Origin of the sequence: Pseudohongiella sp. SYSU M77423 (assembly GCF_029911965.1) — a bacterium.
Taxonomy (GTDB): domain Bacteria; phylum Pseudomonadota; class Gammaproteobacteria; order Pseudomonadales; family Pseudohongiellaceae; genus Pseudohongiella.
The window spans coordinates 1-16345 of the sequence record NZ_JARYTH010000008.1; the positions used below are offsets into that span (position 1 = coordinate 1).

At 55.2% G+C, this 16345-nt stretch carries 12 protein-coding genes and 1 pseudogene; 5 read left to right on the forward strand and 8 right to left on the reverse strand.

What is annotated here, in order from left to right; genetic code table 11:
* Positions 1 to 94: 94 nt before the first annotated feature.
* Together QGM61_RS14455 and QGM61_RS14460 are read right to left on the reverse strand one after the other, a co-directional pair.
* A pseudogene (locus QGM61_RS14455) lies at positions 95 to 811 on the reverse strand (HDOD domain-containing protein); the annotation flags it as partial.
* A 192-nt stretch (positions 812 to 1003) separates the two neighbouring features.
* On the reverse strand, positions 1004 to 1492 hold the full coding sequence (locus QGM61_RS14460) for a nucleoside deaminase (protein ID WP_281133397.1): 489 nt from the start codon (positions 1490 to 1492) through the stop codon (positions 1004 to 1006).
* Positions 1493 to 1783: 291 nt separating this feature from the next.
* Between QGM61_RS14460 and QGM61_RS14465 the strand changes: the two genes are divergently transcribed.
* The 4 genes from QGM61_RS14465 (at position 1784) to QGM61_RS14480 (ending at position 6464) form a co-directional block, all read left to right on the forward strand.
* Entirely contained in the window at positions 1784 to 3016 is a 1233-nt protein-coding gene (locus QGM61_RS14465) for an ADP-ribosylglycohydrolase family protein (RefSeq protein WP_281133398.1), read from the forward strand.
* Positions 3017 to 3264: 248 nt separating this feature from the next.
* Positions 3265 to 5193 carry a PQQ-binding-like beta-propeller repeat protein gene (locus tag QGM61_RS14470; RefSeq protein ID WP_281133399.1) on the forward strand — a complete coding sequence of 643 codons (1929 nt, stop codon included), beginning with the start codon at positions 3265 to 3267 and terminating at the stop codon, positions 5191 to 5193.
* A 27-nt stretch (positions 5194 to 5220) separates the two neighbouring features.
* On the forward strand, positions 5221 to 5784 hold the full coding sequence (locus QGM61_RS14475; RefSeq protein WP_281133400.1) for a YceI family protein: 564 nt from the start codon (positions 5221 to 5223) through the stop codon (positions 5782 to 5784).
* 32 nt (positions 5785 to 5816) lie between these two features.
* Positions 5817 to 6464: a YceI family protein gene (locus QGM61_RS14480; protein WP_281133401.1), complete on the forward strand. Its 648-nt coding sequence runs from the start codon at positions 5817 to 5819 to the stop codon at positions 6462 to 6464.
* A 137-nt stretch (positions 6465 to 6601) separates the two neighbouring features.
* Here the strand turns inward: QGM61_RS14480 and QGM61_RS14485 are convergent, their stop codons facing one another.
* The 5 genes from QGM61_RS14485 to QGM61_RS14505 form a co-directional block, all read right to left on the reverse strand.
* On the reverse strand, positions 6602 to 7462 hold the full coding sequence (locus QGM61_RS14485) for a universal stress protein (protein ID WP_281133402.1): 861 nt from the start codon (positions 7460 to 7462) through the stop codon (positions 6602 to 6604).
* A complete protein-coding gene (locus tag QGM61_RS14490; protein WP_237133506.1) occupies positions 7462 to 8955 on the reverse strand; it encodes a SulP family inorganic anion transporter in 1494 nt (497 codons plus the stop codon). Before QGM61_RS14490 ends, QGM61_RS14485 begins: the two co-directional genes overlap by 1 nt.
* A gap of 251 nt (positions 8956 to 9206) precedes the next feature.
* Entirely contained in the window at positions 9207 to 10406 is a 1200-nt protein-coding gene (gene arsJ, locus QGM61_RS14495) for an organoarsenical effux MFS transporter ArsJ (protein ID WP_237133507.1), read from the reverse strand.
* Between the two features lie 12 nt (positions 10407 to 10418).
* Positions 10419 to 11435: an ArsJ-associated glyceraldehyde-3-phosphate dehydrogenase gene (locus QGM61_RS14500; RefSeq protein ID WP_281133403.1), complete on the reverse strand. Its 1017-nt coding sequence runs from the start codon at positions 11433 to 11435 to the stop codon at positions 10419 to 10421.
* On the reverse strand, positions 11432 to 11830 hold the full coding sequence (locus QGM61_RS14505; RefSeq protein WP_237133509.1) for an ArsR/SmtB family transcription factor: 399 nt from the start codon (positions 11828 to 11830) through the stop codon (positions 11432 to 11434). The genes QGM61_RS14500 and QGM61_RS14505 overlap by 4 nt, the downstream gene beginning before the upstream one ends.
* A gap of 149 nt (positions 11831 to 11979) precedes the next feature.
* Here QGM61_RS14505 and QGM61_RS14510 point away from each other — a divergent pair, with 149 nt between their 5' ends.
* On the forward strand, positions 11980 to 12837 hold the full coding sequence (locus QGM61_RS14510) for a glucosaminidase domain-containing protein (RefSeq protein WP_281133404.1): 858 nt from the start codon (positions 11980 to 11982) through the stop codon (positions 12835 to 12837).
* A gap of 184 nt (positions 12838 to 13021) precedes the next feature.
* Here the strand turns inward: QGM61_RS14510 and QGM61_RS14515 are convergent, their stop codons facing one another.
* A complete protein-coding gene (locus QGM61_RS14515) occupies positions 13022 to 16120 on the reverse strand; it encodes a TonB-dependent receptor domain-containing protein (RefSeq protein ID WP_281133405.1) in 3099 nt (1032 codons plus the stop codon).
* Positions 16121 to 16345 lie beyond the last annotated feature (225 nt).

Here is a 16345-nt window from a genome sequence, read left to right on the forward strand (position 1 = left end):
TATCAGGTTGTTCAAAGGTCCGCTTTATGCGGGCCTTTTTTGTTTGTGGTGTCTGGTTAGTGAGAACTCCCCAGTTCAACCGAGCCCAGGCAGTCTAATGGCTGGCCGAGTGCCGCTCCACCTGCATGATGTAAGCACGCACATCATCGGCCAGCTGCAGTCGCATGACCTCTCGTTCGAACTCCACCTCCGAGGATAATCCGGCACCCAGAATCAGACGCCACTCACTGATGAAGTTGGCATAGATCAGCACCTGGCCAAGGGGGCAAAACGATGACTGACGGTCGGCAAGTGTCAGGCCGCGGATCGCCGAGATCACAACAGCAGGCATCCGCCAGTGTGTGGCTACCAGCACGCTGAGCTGCATGGATTTCTGCGACAACAGTTGTTTGACGATCGACGATCCCAGCTTTTCATCCGGGTTGAATCGGCGTACAGCGTCTATCATTAGCTTGAAGATCACAATCTTGCCAATGTCATGGACCAGGCCGATCAGAAAAGCTGTTTCACCGTCCAGGCCACGCATCCCGGCCAGATCGCGACAGATGCTGGCGGTATCGTCACTGTGAATCCAGATCTTCTCGCCAAATGCCTTGAAGTAAGCATGACGGATAGTCGATATACCTCTAATGCAGGCCAGCAGCACATGTTGCTTGACGCCCTGACTGCCCAGAAGTGAGAAGGCCCGTTTGATATCGGTAATTTCTTCACCAGCCGGGTTGTATTGCGCACTGTTGGCCACTGAAATCAGTTGCGCCGCAATCGTTGGATCCTTTTCCACAACTTCACAGTATGACTTCAGATCAAAATCATCTGTTGAAAGGCGTCGTCACGAGAGAGAGCGGGGCTTGTCTTTTCCGTTGTGGGTGTCGCTGGCCGGCTGTTCTTTTTTTCAGCTGAGTCTGGTAACAAGGTTCGGCGCTCAGGCTGGCCGAAAAGTCGGTACAGTAGTTCTCGTATCACAGGACTTCCATTTAATTTTTGCCTGTCGGATTGGAATCAATCAATATTCTACCCGATCCGCTCTCGCCAACCACGTATCAAAAGGTAGCGATGCTGTCGCTACTTCCACTTGCGTTAAAAAACCTTTTTCCAGCGCTACAGGTCGCGCCTGGCCATACAGCTGTTCCGCAATGTGCGTGTCGGCGAAGCCCGCTCGTGCTGCTTCGTCGTGCGCGGCAGCGAAATACACCCTGGGAATACGAGCCCACATTGTGGCCGCCAGACACATCGGACAGGGCTCGCAGCTGCTGTACAGAATACAGTCCTGTATGTGAGGGTGTCCCAGAACTTTGCCTGCTTTACGTATCGCAGCCACTTCCGCGTGGGCGGACGGATCATGATTCAGAGTTACCTGGTTCCACGCCTCGGCAACAATTCTCCCCCCACGCACAATCACCGCGCCAAATGGCCCGCCGCCTTCGTGCACGGATTTAACAGCCAGTGAAATTGCTTTTTGCAAATATTGTGTATGTGCATCGTCTGTCATCATGGTCCGGCCTTCTGGGCGAGTTTGGGATTGCGTGTTCTGCGAGTTGTCTTCCAGCTGCAGGATTCTCAATTTCCTACAATTTCAGCACAGCAGCTGCATGAAGTCGAATTCATCCCGGTTGGTCCGACTTCCTTACAACAATCGGAGCAAAACAGCGTTGAAGTCTTCGCGCGACTGGGTGTGCTCCAGCTGTCCAGCTCAGTCGTACAGTATTACTGAAAAGGTGAAATGCAGGGTGTACAACCAGCATTGATAAATCGGACTCAAGCTGAACAGTGAAGGAGCAGAACCATGAGTGATTCTATTGCCAGCCGGATCGAGAATGCATTGTGGGGCGCGTTTATTGGCGACGCACTGGCGATGCCGGTGCACTGGTTTTATTCAACAGATCACATCCGTGAACAGTTCCCCAGCGGTATCGACCAGTATTATCCGGCGCCGCACCCTCATCCGGATTCCTTCATGGTGGGTAGCAGCTATCAGCCGGACATTGAGAAAGCAAAGGCCTGCGGTCGCAACTTCGACATTCTTCATGAGCACGCCAGGTTTTATCGCACCAGCTACAGTGATTTCAAATTCAAACTGGACGATCGGGAGGGCGAGCATGGCAATGAAACAACATCACTGGAAGACCGGATTCACTACCATCACGGCCTGCAGTCAGGTGAGTCTACACTTGGCGCCGGACTGCTGCGGTTGCTGATACGGTCAGTGGTCTCCGGCGGCGGATACAGCCAGGATGGCTTCATGCAGGATTTTATCGGCTACATGACAACACCGTGCGACAATTCAGATCCGTACACCGAAATATATTTGCGCCGCTGGTTCGAGAATTACAGCCTGGGTATCGCGCCAGAGAATTGTGCTGAGCAGCAACGTCAGGTCTGGTCTATCGATAGCGTCGGCGGTTTGATAAGGCCATTGGCGCTATCTCTGCTGAATCCGGACAATCAGTTCATCGCCCTGGGCATGGCAATCACTCACCAGCAACTGACGCACCGCTCGGAAGTGGTGAGCAGTGGTCTTGGTGTACTGGTGCCGGCATTGCTGCGACTGGTTAATGGCAGCGATCCTCAGGACGTGTTTAAAGATCTGCTGGCGCAGCTGCCGTCGCCAGCGATTTCTGGTGATGAGCTGTTCAAGGCATACCGGGAACATGACGGCCCGGGAAATATCCCGGCTGATGAAGCCTGGCGCCTGCACATGAGCTTTCTGAAGGAGGGTGCAGAGACCAGAAGTACGGATTACTTTGCGACGGCCTGCTATGTTGAACAGGCACTGCCACTTATGGCGAAACTTGGGAAAGAGCACGACTGCGGACTGATCAGCACTTTGCGAGCCAATGCCGAAATGGGTGGCGACAGTGTACATCGTGGACTGGTGCTGGGGCTGTTGCTTGCAGCGGGCAGCAGCGAGGTGCCCGAGGAGTGGATAACCGGGCTGAAGGATCACGAGGCGCTCAGGGAGGAGATACGGCAGTTCGCTGCTCTGGCGGCGAGCGGTACCGGACATCTGACAAAATAGAAGAACGCTTAAAGCGGCCTGGTAGCGCCCCTGGGGGCTGGTCGCAGCAGGCCTGTTGTACATCGTGTCAAAACGTGACGCGAGGGCCCCACGGCTTGCTTGCAGCCGGTGTATGACTTATTCTTGGCACAACCCATACTTGGCTAAATCTCCTCTTGATGTGCTGTCAGCTGCCTGAAGGTGGCGGCAGATGGGTGGGTTCTGGCCAGGAGTTTCAAGAAATACAACCTGAATTCAGGGAGTTAAGAATGATAAAAACGAAACGCGTGTTGTCGGCGCTCGCTTTGAGTGTCGGTTCCCTCATGTGCGCATCCAGCGCATGGTCACAGCATGGCACTGACGTGTCACAGGGTGACTGGCCGGATTACAACGGAAACATGGCCGCCCAGCGTTATTCGCCGCTGGACCAGATTAATGCTGACAACGTCGCCGATCTGGAGATTGCCTGGCGTCTGCCCACCGGCGATTTCGGTGATAACCCTGAATACAACGCCACATTTACGCCGCTGGAAGTCGATGGTGTTCTGTACACGACTATTGGTTCGCAGCGTGACGTCGTGGCCATTGACGCCACCTCTGGCGAAGTGCTGTGGCAGTGGGAATCAATTGACAGCCAGGAGCGCTACGACAATGCGCCACGTAAGGGCTCCGGCCGTGGACTGGCCATCTGGCGCGATGGTGACGAGAGCCGCCTTCTTGTCATTACGCCCGGCTTCTACCTGGTATCTCTGGATGCCGAAACTGGTACCCTCGATCCTGAATTTGGCAATAACGGCATCATCGACATGCAGGAAGGCCTGCGTCTTGGGCCGGGTCGCGAAGACATCGACATCGGTTCATCCATGCCCCCATTTGTCATGAACAATGTGGTCGTTGTGGGTCCGGCCATGGCTGTGTCCATGCGTCCACCATCAATGGCCAACGTCAAAGGTGACGTGCGCGCTTACGATGTGCGCACAGGTGAGCATCTGTGGACATTCCACACGATTCCACGTCCGGGCGAATTCGGCTATGACACATGGCTGGAAGGCAGTGCCGATTACACCGGTAACACCGGCGTCTGGGCACCGATGTCTGGTGATCCAGAGCTGGGCCACGTTTATTTGCCGGTAGAAGCGCCTACTGGTGACCGTTACGGCGGTGACCGTCCTGGCGATAACCTGTTTGGTACCAGCCTGGTGGCTGTGGATATCGAAACCGGTGAACGTCAGTGGCACTACCAGATTATCCGTCACGACATCTGGGACTGGGATAACCCGGCTGCCCCGATCCTGGCCGATCTGCCCAATGGCCGCAAAATCGTCATGCAGGTTACCAAACAGGCATATGTTTACACCTTCGACCGTGAGACTGGCGAGCCAATCTGGCCAATCGAAGATCTGCCTGTTCCTGCGGGAGACGTACCCGGTGAGTGGTACGCAGCAACCCAGCCGTTCCCGACCAAACCAGCCGGCTTTGACCGTCAGGGCATCACCGAAGATGACCTGATCGACTTCACGCCAGAACTGCGCGCCGCCGCGCTGGAAGCCATCCAGCCCTTCCGCCTGGGAACCAACCTGTATTCACCGCCGTCAGTGCGTGGTGCTGAAGATGGTACGCAGGGCACCCTGAGCCTGCCATCAGCAACGGGTGGTGCAAACTGGGAAGGTGCGGCGCTGGATCCGGAAACGGGCATGCTGTATGTACCATCACGTACTGTTGTAGCGGTACTGTCGGTCGCAAAAAATGAAAATTCTGACATCGACTACAGTATGGCGCTGGGTGTGCGTGTGCCACGCGCGATGGGTCTTCCGATTGTCAAGCCACCATACGGCCGTATTACGGCAATCGATATGGTAGAAGGCGAGCACGAGTGGATGGTCGCGAATGCTGACACACCATCAATTATTGCTGATAACCCCGCCCTGGAAGGCGTGGATCTGCCGCGAACCGGCGTGGAAACGCGCTCCGGTCTGCTGTTGACCAAAACCCTGCTGTTCGCCGGTGAAGGCACTGGCGGTGGCCCTTACCTGCGTGCCCATGACAAACAGACCGGCGAGATTGTTGCCGAGATCGAAATGCCTGGCACTCAGACTGGTCAGCCCTTTACTTACGAGCACAATGGCAAGCAGTACATTGCCATGGTCGTAAGCGGTCAGGGACAACCGTCCGAACTGGTGGCTTACGCGCTGCCCTAATTTGCAAGCTTTGGAGTTGTATTGATTATGCGAACTAAGTTTTTCCGGGCGGCGCTGGCGCCGCTCATGCTGACAGCTGGTATGGCTGCGCAGGCTCAAACCTGGGTGATTGATCAGGACGCGTCCAGCGTTATTTTCAAGTACTCGTATTCTGACACGCCTTATCAGGGCGAGTTCAAGAACGTCGATGCGGTGTTTGAAATCGACCCGCTGAACCCGGCTGACTGCAAGTTTGAAGTGACCATACCGATCATTGATATGGCCATCGATGACGAAGAGACCTACAGCTACATGATGGACATCGAACTGTTTGATGTGGACCGCTTCCCGACGGCACGCTTTGAGGCTACCTCATGCCGTCTCGAGTCCATGAATTCATTCGTGGCCGACGGCATGCTGACAATTCGCGATCAGACACACCCGCTGACCTTCCCGTTCGATCTGACGGTTGATGGCAATCGTTTCAATCTGACCAGCGAAGTGGTTGTACAGCGACTGGCTTTTGGTGTTGGTCAGGGCTATTTTGCCAACACCTCAGCGGTTCCGAACGATGTGACTGTTGAAGTTGATGTCTACGCAGAAATGCAGTGACCAATCGGCATTATTAGAACAAGGTAAACGTAATGATCAATAAACCATTTGTTAAATGTCGAACCCTCGCGCTGGCGGTTGTCAGCGTGGCTGCGCTGGCTGGCTGCGATCGTCTGATCACTCCAGACTTCAACACCGAAGTGGCAGAACTGCGTGGTGGCGCCTACACACTGGACAAGACTCACGCGTCTTTGTTGTGGAAGATCAACCACCTGGGCTTTTCCAGCTATATCGGTCGTTTCAATGACTTTGATGCAACCCTGGACTTCGATCCGGAGAACGTAGAAAACTCCAGCCTGGAAGTGATCATCAATACTGAATCGATTGATGTGAACAACCCTGAGTTTGCTGAAGATCTGCGTGGCGAAGACTGGTTCAATGTGGCCGCTTTCCCGCAGGCGATCTACCGAACCACTCGATTTGTTGAAGCTGTCGATGAAGACACTTTCGTATTCGAGGGTGACCTGACACTGCTGGGTAATACTGCACCTGTCACAATGACCGTTGATTTCAATGGTGGTGGTCGTAACTTCCTCACTCGTCGTTACACGCTTGGTTTTGAGGCAAGTGCTGAATTCCAGCGTTCGGATTTCGGCCTGGACAACATGGTGACCTTCGGCGTCGGTGACGACATCGAGCTCGAAGTTCACGTGGAGTTCCAGGAAGCGCAAGACGAGTAATCCCAGGCTACAGCTGACTGCATTGCCCTTTTACGGGGTCAGCGTCGGTGTAGAAACAAAAAGCCCCGCTTTAAGAAGTGGGGCTTTTTTGTTGGCGCGCCGATCAACCGCGGGTACTTCTGGGTTCAGAGTCCTGCTCAGCGCAGCAGCAGCAACGGTACCTTTGATTGCACCAGCATTTTGGCTGTGAGACTGCCAAACAGTAATTCGCGTAGACGGTTGTGTCCGAATGCACCCATGACCGTCAGCTCAATCTGATGATCGTGCTGGTATTCGAGTAATGCGGGTACAACATCACCCGTTAGCGTTTCTGTCGTTGCCTGCAAGCCAGCAGCCTGCAATTCAGAGCTGGCCTGTGCGAGCAGTGCCTGAGCTTCTTCAGCGTTATTGTTGACGTGCACCACATGGCATTCCATCTCCTGATACAGCGGACTGGAGATAATCATGTTCAGCGCCTTACGGGACGCTTCGCTGCCATCGTAGGCGAGCATCATGCGCTGTGGCGCACTTTCAAATGGACGGTTGACCACCAGGATGGGGCGGTGCAGGGCACGGATGATGGTTTCCAGCTGTGCACCAATGCCTTTCTCACGGTCCTCATGACCTTCGCCGCGAATACCCACAACAAGGACGCGAATCTCATGCTCCATGTCGATCAGCGAGTCGGTCAGGTCACCATGCTGCTGCAGTGACTCAATGCCGGCGACACCAAAATCACAGGCGCGTTCGGTAGCGTGAGTCAGCATGATACGACCCTGCTCCATCAGAATCTTGCTGCGCCGTGACTCCAGCTCCACGAGCTCATCCAGCAGCTCCTCACGGGCGCCAAGGCCGATACTGCCGCTGAGGTCGGAAGAGGGCATGCGGCCCCGCTCAATGTTATTCAGCAGGCGCAGGGGGGCGTTAACGGTATAGGCTACCCACGCGGAATAATCGATCACTGCGCCGGTAAATGAAGACCCGTCGATACAGGCCAATACGGTGGTTCGTTCCGTCATCAGTGTCCCCCCAGTACTTTTTCTATTTCTTCGGGTTTGTCGTGTACGCCGAAGCGATCGACGATAGTGGCGCTGGCCTCATTCAGTCCAATCACCTGAACGTCGGCGCCTTCGCGGCGGAACTTGATGACTACTTTGTCCAGCGCGGCGACGGCCGAGATGTCCCAAAAGTGTGCACGACTCAAGTCTATCACTACTTTGTTCAGAACTTCCTTAAAATTGAAGTTGCTGGCAAAGCGATCAGCCGAGTTGAAGAACACCTGACCGACCACCGTGTAATGGCGGGTCTGCGTTTGCGCATCAAGCTCCGACGCCACATACATGAAGTGGCTGACCTTATTGGCAAAAAACAGTGAAGCCAGCAGCACGCCGGCCAGCACACCATAGGCCAGGTTGTGGGTGGCAACCACCACAACCACGGTTACCAGCATCACCAGCGTGGTCGATTTGGGGTGGTGTTTGATGTTGATGATGGAGCTCCAGCTGAAAGTGCCGATTGAGACCATGATCATCACCGCCACCAAAGCGGCCATGGGGATCATCGACAACCAGGGACCAAGAAACACCACCATGATCAGCAGAAACACACCGGCGCAAAGCGTCGAGAGGCGTCCACGCCCGCCGGATTTAACGTTGATCACCGACTGCCCGATCATCGCGCAACCGGCCATGCCGCCGAGCAGGCCTGCGCCAATATTGGCGATACCCTGGCCTTTACACTCGCGGTTCTTGTCGCTGGGTGTGTCAGTCAGATCGTCGACAATGGTTGCTGTCATCAGCGATTCCAGTAGGCCAACCACTGCCAATGAGACAGAGTAGGGCAACACAATCATCAGGGTATCCAGCGTCCAGGGGACATCCGGCAGCAGGAAAACCGGAAGTGTGGCAGGCAACTCGCCCATGTCACCCACGGTGCGCACATCGATACCGTATATGACCGCGATGGCCGTCAACGACAGAATGCATACCAGTGGTGAGGGTATAGTGCGGCCAACCACCGGCAGATAAGGAAACAGGTAAATAATGCCCAATCCAGCCGCGGTCATGGCGTAGACATGCCAGGTGACATTGGTCAGCTCCGGCAACTGCGCCATAAAAATCAGAATTGCCAGGGCATTGACGAAGCCAGTGACCACTGATCGGGATACGAAACTCATCAGATTACCGAGCTTCAGGTAGCCGGCGACGATCTGTATCACCCCTGTAAGCAGCGTCGCGACCAGCAGATACTGCAGGCCGTGTTCTTTGACCAGCGTCACCATCAACAGTGCCATGGCACCAGTGGCGGCAGAGATCATGCCGGGACGTCCGCCGACGATGGCCGTGATCACTGCGATCGCAAAAGACGCATACAGACCCACTCGCGGGTCGACACCAGCGATGATGGAGAAGGCGATTGCCTCGGGAATCAGAGCCAGGGCGACGACAAGTCCGGCGAGCAGGTCGCCACGGACATTTCCAAACCAGTCTTTGCGTGTTGAGTATAAAAGCATGGTCATTCCGTAGTTAAAGATTACCCAGGTCCGGCATTGGCTGACAGACGGTTTGGGTAGCAGTTGATTAAAATGCGCCACGCTTGTTGGATTGTTGTGCGCGAGGCTGGTGATGCAAGCGTGTCTAAGAAGGCGCCTGATCCTCACATCTGGAATTGATGCAAAGGCCGTTGCCCTATGGTGGCGTTCCGAACATGAAGATAAGCTGCGTCGAATATGCGGTCGTGCAAAGGGCGCGAATTATAGAGGAATTATCGTGGCAGCGCGACCGATATGAGGCTGGCGAGCAATATCAATACGCTGGAAATTAACAGACAGGCACCCAGGCCATAGACCTGAAACACCCAGCCGGACAGCACGGTACCCAATAACCTGCCCATGGCATTGGACATGTAGTAGAAGCCCACATCCATTGAGACATTCTCCCTGTCTGCGTAGCTGACGATCAGATAACTGTGCAGTGATGAGTTGATGGCAAACAGCACACCAAACACCAGCAGACCGCAAATCAGCAAGAGGCTGTCGGGCAAATTCTGGGTAAGCGCAAGTGCAATCAGGGCGGGAACCAGTGTCAGCGCAGCCGCCCATCCCATTGCCGTGCGGCCGGAAACAGGGCGACTCTGGTCGCGATGGATGAAGCGCGGCGTCAGACCCTGAACCAGGCCATAAGCTATAATCCACGACGCCATGAAGCCGCCAGTCTGACTTGAGGACCAGTCCAGTGCCTGCGACAGGTAAACCGGCAGGGCGACGACAAACCAGACATCGCGCGCGGCAAACAGGCACAACCTGGCTGCCGACAGGACATTGACGGCCCGGCTTTTTGAGAAAACATCACGAAAACGTGGTTTGGCGTTGCTGCGGCCAAGATCATCCTTTAATAACATCAGGCTCAGGCACCAGATCACTAGTAACGCGCCGGCCATTGCGCCAACAGCGCCCTGAAAGCCCAGCCAGGCCAACAGCACACCACCCAGGAAAAAGCCGGCACCTTTCAGGGCGTTTTTGGAGCCCGTCAGCAAAGCAACCCAGTGGAACAGGGTGCCGTGGGCCTCGGCAGGTACCAGCAGCTTGATGGCGCTTTTGGCGCTCATTTTGTTCAGGTCCTTGGCGATACCGGATAACGCCTGGGCTGTCATGACCCAGGCAACCGTCAGCATACTGGCCGGCACCAGCAACATGCCCAGGGCCACAATCTGCAGGAACAGCCCGATATTCATGGTGCGATTCAGACCCACGCGGGCGCCCAGCCAGCCACCCACCAGATTGGTGACCACACCAAAAATCTCGTAGAACAGAAACAGCAGAGCGATTTCCAGCGGTGTATAACCCAGCTGGTAGAAGTGCAGCACCACCAGCATGCGCAGTGCGCCGTCGGTCAGCGTGAAAGCCCAGTAGTTGCCGGTGACAATCAGATACTGGCGGACGTCAGGTGAGAGCGGTTTGCGCATTACAGGCGACACTTATCCGTTCTGTTGGTCCAGCGTGCCGACCTTTATCGCCAGCTCAGCCGTGCGGTTGGCGTAACCCCACTCGTTGTCATACCAGGCATAGATCTTCACCTGAGTGTCGTTGACGACCAGTGTGCTGAGTGCATCGATGATGCTGGAACGTGGGTCAGTCCGGTAATCGATGGACACCAGAGGACGCTCCTCATATCCCAGAATACCTTGCAGATCCGTCTCTGACGCCTTCCTCAGCAACGCATTGACCGCCTCTGCGGTGGTTGGCTTGTCAACTTCAAACACACAATCGGTCAGCGAGGCATTGGCCAGTGGTACACGAATGGCGTGCCCGTTCAGCTTACCTTTCAACTCCGGAAAAATGTGAGTGATCGCTGTGGCCGAGCCAGTGGTAGTTGGGATAAGACTTTCACCGCAGGCGCGGGCGCGTCGCAAATCTTTGTGTGGCGCATCCAGAATGGTCTGGGTGTTGGTGATACTGTGAATGGTGGTCATCGAGCCGTGTTTGATACCCAGGTTTTCATGGATGACTTTTACCACAGGCGCCAGGCAGTTGGTGGTGCAGGACGCGGCTGTGACGATCGTGTGTTGGCTCGGGTCGTACAGCTCGTCATTGACCCCCATGACGATGTTCAGCACACCCTCCTCTTTAACGGGCGCAGAGACAACGACGCGTTTTACGCCCTGATCCAGATAGCCCTGCAGTACTGCCACGGTTTTCATGCGGCCGGAGGCCTCAATCACAAGGTCGCAACCAGACCAGTCGGTATCGGCAATCGATGTGTTGTGCGAGACTGATATGCGTTGCTCCTTAACCAGCAGGGCGTCACCGTCCGCCTGGCAGTCATACGCACTGCGGCCATGAACCGAGTCGAAATTCAGCAGATGAGCCAGTGTTTCAGTGTCACCTCCCGGATCATTGATATGCACAATTCGAGCTTGTGGCTGCTCCAGTAATACACGTGTGGCCAGACGACCGATGCGTCCAAAGCCATTAATACCGATCCTGATAGTCATGAACAGCTTCCTGTGGTCTGTAGCATCTCAGTTGAAGCGCAGGATTGAAAAGGGCTGCGCCGGTTGATTGTCTGCAGTCGTTGCATGGGCGTTTCGATTTTGCCCTGCGAATGCCGTCTGGCGTCTGACAGTGTGGATTTCATCCAGTCCAGCAGACCCGGATGCAGCCGATAGTAAACCCACTGTCCTTCCCGTCGATCACTGACGATGCCACACTTGCGCAGCTGTGCCAGATGGCGCGAAATTTTTGGCTGGGGCATTTCCAGCGCTGCCATCAGCTCGCATACACAAAGTTCACCGGCCCGTTCAATCAATAGCAGGCTCAACATTCGCGTTTCATCCGCAAGTGCCTTGAAGAACTCCAGTGCTGAAGGAGGGGAATAGTTTTCTGGCATATTCGTTTTCCTGAATATCTGTTGAAACGAATATAATCCCTGATCAGGCTAACAGCAAGCCTGAGTGGGGAATGGACTTGTATCGATCCGACCGGCTATGCTGGTGCGTATCAAGGGTGGTAGGGAGTAATCAGAGAATTGTGGATCATATGACCGACCAGAACGAAAACAAGCCTCAATCAGGCACTGACGTCGAGGCACCATCGGAAGTAGCTGTTCCTGAACCTCAGCGGCGGGTAAATGCCCTGGTATTGGGTCTGGCGGCGCTGGTGTTGATTGCCATCGCCTGGCGAATGCTGCCCAACGCCACGATTCCCGCGCCGCCTGATTTCTCGATGTACACGGATACCGAACAACGCAAACAGATGTTTTTCGAGTATTTTCTCCCGCTAGTCACTTTGCGTAACCAGCAGATCCTCGAGCAACGAGAGCGCCTGCTGTCTTTGAGCGAACGCCGTGGGTCGCTCATGTTCTGGCAGCGAATGTGGCTGCAGCAGCTCGCTGAGGAATACGAAATAACCGAGTTTGACCTAGCCTCCGACGAAGACTGGGAAGTGCTGATTCGCAGAGTGGACATCGTGCCCCCGTCATTGGCACTGGCCCAGGCAGCCAACGAAAGCGCCTGGGGTGGTTCCCGCTTTGCCGTTGAAGGAAACAACTATTTTGGACACTGGTGTTTCGTCGCTGGCTGCGGCCTGGTGCCGGAAGATAGGCCAGCCGGTGCCCAGCATGAGGTGGCAGCCTTTGATTCGCCACTGCATTCGGTGCAGCGTTACATCCACAACCTCAACAGTCACGAGGCCTACCTGGAGCTGCGTCGACGCCGTGAAGCATTGCGCGAGAACGACCGGCTGGTTAGCGGCCTGGAACTGGTCGGCGATCTGGATCGTTACTCGGAGCGCGGTGAGGCCTATATCGACGAGCTGAGTGAAATGATCCGCTTTAATGAGCTTGATGAGCTTGATGAGCTGGATGAGACGATCGAGCCCGACAGTACAGTAGACTGACACTCCGCTACCGACAGATCCTATACTGAGCTTTTCGCCTTGGCTGACGTAGGCACACTGACTTATCTGATTCAGAGATAGTGCACAGATTTTCAGGTCGCAGACAGTACAAACAAAAAAGCCCCGCTCGAGAGAGCGGGGCTTTTTGTTTATCCAACAAGACTGCCCGTGAGGGCAGTGCCTATTAGAAGCGCTTGGTCACACCAACCTGGAAGGTGCGGCCCAGCGGGTTGCCGATACGTGGATCGTAACCCAGCTCCTGGCGAGAGGCTGGCGGCATTTCGTCCGCGATATTCTCGATAGAAGCTGACAGGGTAGCGTCCCAGTCCAGCAGGTCCAGGGTGTAGTGGAAGTCCACAGATACCCAGTCTTCACCAAACACACCGTACAGGCTTGGGCCGTAGGGGTCAGTGCTGCCGATCTGACGACCAGATGGTGTCAGAGCCGCATCACCAACGCGTGAACCGTCAGCGTTGAAGTAACGGTCGTCTTTCACGCCTTTGATGTAAAGAGCCTGCAGACGGAAGTTGTGGTCACCCTGAGCATAGTTCGCAGTCAGGTTGCCGCGCCATTCAGAAACAGCGTTGGCAATGGTAGCGAAGTTCAGGAAGCCCAGTCGGTCAGCGCCTGGTTCAATCTGGAAGCCGTCCAACGTAGTTTCAGTGTACTGGAACTTGTTGATCTTGGTGGCTGTTGCACTCAAGGTCACGTCGCCAGAGAACGCCGGGAAACCATACGTGGTCTGGATGTCAAAACCAGCAGTCAGCTGGCCAGGACCGTTACCAAAGTCAGTGCGGATTTCCGAGAAGTCAGCCGCTGTAGTGACGCCCTGCACACACTGGCCGTTGAAGGTCACACGACCAACCAGCGGGTGTGAACAGTCAGCCAGAGCGCTACCATTGGTCGGAACAGCACCTGAGCCGGTTGGCGAAATGCTGAACACTGAGGACGCGATCTGGTTAACAGACGCCAGCAGGCCCAGCTCGTTTTCAGTTTCAATATTGAAGTAGTCAATGATGAAACGGAAGTCGCTGCCAGCTGTGAAGCCTTCGGATTGCCAGATGAAGCCTGAGCTCCAGACAGTGGCTTCTTCTGGGACGATGTCAGAGCGGGTTACCGTCTGTGCGCCACGCCAGTTACCACCGGCGACGGTGTAGCTGGCAGTGCCGCTGGCAAATTCGCCTGGAATGATATCCGCGCCAGGTGCCTGGTAGTTGGTACCGTACGAGCCACGGACTGACATGTTGTCGGTGATGTTCCACTGGCCAGAGACCTTGTATACCGTTGAATCCAGTCCGCCCGAGAACTCTTCATAACGTGCTGCTGCTGACAGGAACACGTTATCCAGCACAGGCAGGCTCAATTCGCCGAATACGGAAGTCTGATCCTGGGTGCTGAAGTCAGCCGGGTTGGTTGAGAAGAACTGGAATGGACCCGGTTCGTCAGGCGTACAGCCGTTGTACAGAGGGTCTGAAGGGTCACGTGGTACCTGACCGTCTGTGGCCGGGTTCTGACACGGACGTGAACCGTTGTACAGCGGATCTGTCACGATTTCCTGGTTTTCGGTGGTACGGAATTGTGCACCAGCCGCCCAGCCTACGATACCGCCTGGCAGTTCCAGTGGTGTCTCGCCGCTGAATACGGCGTCAAAGGTCAGGTTCCAGTTAACGTCACGAGTCGCACGTGGGTTAAACATCCACTCGATCAGCTCGTCCGGGTTCTCTGCGCCCGGTACATAGCTTGGGTTGGCCAGGCCATAAACCGGCTGTTGAGCAAAGTTGGAAGCAAACGGGTTGTACCAGCTACAGCCAGCTGAACCGGCCATTCCAGGGTTCTGTGTACCAAACCGGTTAGGGTTCAAATCCTGAACGTTACAGTTTGGGCCACCGAAACCATTCAGCGCTTCCTGAACGTTGTACAGCATCATGTCAGGGCTGTCGGCATACAGGTTGGACTGGTTGTAGGTGGTAGCGATATCGTAGGTGATACCGTTGTCGAACTCGCCTTCAAAGCCCGCCACCAGGTGGGTGAACTTGTTGCGGATTTTGCTGGGTGTGGAGTACTTGCCGTCTTCCGCAAAGGTGTCCAGACCGCCGTGTGCGAATGCACGGTAGGTGATGGGCGTGAAGCCCTGCGTTACTGCCCATGCCGGGTTATTGATGTAGCCGGTACGGGTCGCAAAGTCCTGAACGAACGGGTTGTTCTTGGGCACATACAGCTGGTAGGTCGCGCCGCCGTGAATGGCTGGACCACGAATTACTGGCTGTGAAGGTGAGCCGTACTGGTAGGGCGTGTCGACCATGGAGTAGGCAGCACGTGCGTAGAATTCCATGCTGTCAGTAACCTGTGTGGTTACCTGACCAAACAGTCGATAAATGTCATTCTCAGATACGACGTTGTAGTAAGGAATGTAGTTGTATGCGCAGGTGAAGCTGTTGACATACACACCACCGACGGCTTCACAGGAACTCTGGGTGAAGTCGGAGATTACGCCACCAACCGGGTTGCCCCAGTCGCCTGCACCGTTCGTAGAAGCAGGGTTATAAGTCTGTGTTGCAGGCAGCGCGCCGCGCGGCAGCCAGCCAGCCAGGTTGGTCAGTGTTGACCAGGGGGCCGGGTTGACGCCGTAAGGCAGATCAGTAAAGGGGCGCTCGTCTGCGTTCAGCAGTGAACGGTGATCCCATGAAGCAGCCCAGACGACATCGGTTACGTCGCCGCTGAAGCCGCCTACGATACCAACGTTCCAGTCGCCATCAGAGCCGTCGATCGCCTTGTATGAAGACTGGATTTCAATGCCTTCAAAGCTGTCGCGGCTGATAAAGTTAACAACACCGCCTGTGGCGTCCGCACCGTAGGTTACAGCCGCGCCGTCTTTCAGGATCTCGGTGCGCTGCAGTGCGATTGATGGAATAACAGAGGTGTTTTGCGTAACGCGGCGGCCGTTGAACAGCGACAGTGTTTTGTCGGAGCCGATACCGCGCAGGTTGTATTGCACGCTACCAGTCAGACCAGCGCCGCCGAAGTAGTAGGATTCACCGGTAGTGGCACCAGAAATACTCAGGCTTTTGGCGAAGTCCAGTGCAGAAGGCGAGCCGGACAGTGCCAGATCGTCCTGGGAGTAAACTTCTACGGGAAGTGCGGCATCAACAGGTGTGCCACGAATCAAGGAACCGGTAACTACAACTTCTTCAATTTCCGGCTCGGAGCCTTGCTGTGCGAACACCAGGGTTGGTGCCACCAGTGAGGCGCATGCGATACACCGGTACAGTTCTTTCAGTTTCATCGGGTTTCCCCCCCTTAGTACTTATTATTTACTGCAGTTAAGTTTCCACCTGTATACGTGTAACGGACACACAAACAGATAAGAACTGGAACGCAGTACCCCGTTTGCTTGAGGTAATAGCAATACTCGGCTCTATCACTCCCGGCCATAAAAATAGCCAGTGCCTACAGGGGCCTTTGTCAGCCCTCTTCACGTTGTTGCTTTTTGCAGTTTCTGTTTGTTGTT

Bases quoted from the DNA above. Each gene is read 5' to 3' on its own strand.
- QGM61_RS14460 (WP_281133397.1), bottom strand. From the start codon at position 1,492: ATGATGACAGACGATGCACATACACAATATTTGCAAAAAGCAATTTCA.
- QGM61_RS14465 (WP_281133398.1), top strand. From the start codon at position 1,784: ATGAGTGATTCTATTGCCAGCCGGATCGAGAATGCATTGTGGGGCGCG.
- QGM61_RS14470 (WP_281133399.1), top strand. From the start codon at position 3,265: ATGATAAAAACGAAACGCGTGTTGTCGGCGCTCGCTTTGAGTGTCGGT.
- QGM61_RS14475 (WP_281133400.1), top strand. From the start codon at position 5,221: ATGCGAACTAAGTTTTTCCGGGCGGCGCTGGCGCCGCTCATGCTGACA.
- QGM61_RS14480 (WP_281133401.1), top strand. From the start codon at position 5,817: ATGATCAATAAACCATTTGTTAAATGTCGAACCCTCGCGCTGGCGGTT.
- QGM61_RS14485 (WP_281133402.1), bottom strand. From the start codon at position 7,462: ATGACGGAACGAACCACCGTATTGGCCTGTATCGACGGGTCTTCATTT.
- QGM61_RS14490 (WP_237133506.1), bottom strand. From the start codon at position 8,955: ATGCTTTTATACTCAACACGCAAAGACTGGTTTGGAAATGTCCGTGGC.
- arsJ (WP_237133507.1), bottom strand. From the start codon at position 10,406: ATGCGCAAACCGCTCTCACCTGACGTCCGCCAGTATCTGATTGTCACC.
- QGM61_RS14500 (WP_281133403.1), bottom strand. From the start codon at position 11,435: ATGACTATCAGGATCGGTATTAATGGCTTTGGACGCATCGGTCGTCTG.
- QGM61_RS14505 (WP_237133509.1), bottom strand. From the start codon at position 11,830: ATGCCAGAAAACTATTCCCCTCCTTCAGCACTGGAGTTCTTCAAGGCA.
- QGM61_RS14510 (WP_281133404.1), top strand. From the start codon at position 11,980: ATGACCGACCAGAACGAAAACAAGCCTCAATCAGGCACTGACGTCGAG.
- QGM61_RS14515 (WP_281133405.1), bottom strand. From the start codon at position 16,120: ATGAAACTGAAAGAACTGTACCGGTGTATCGCATGCGCCTCACTGGTG.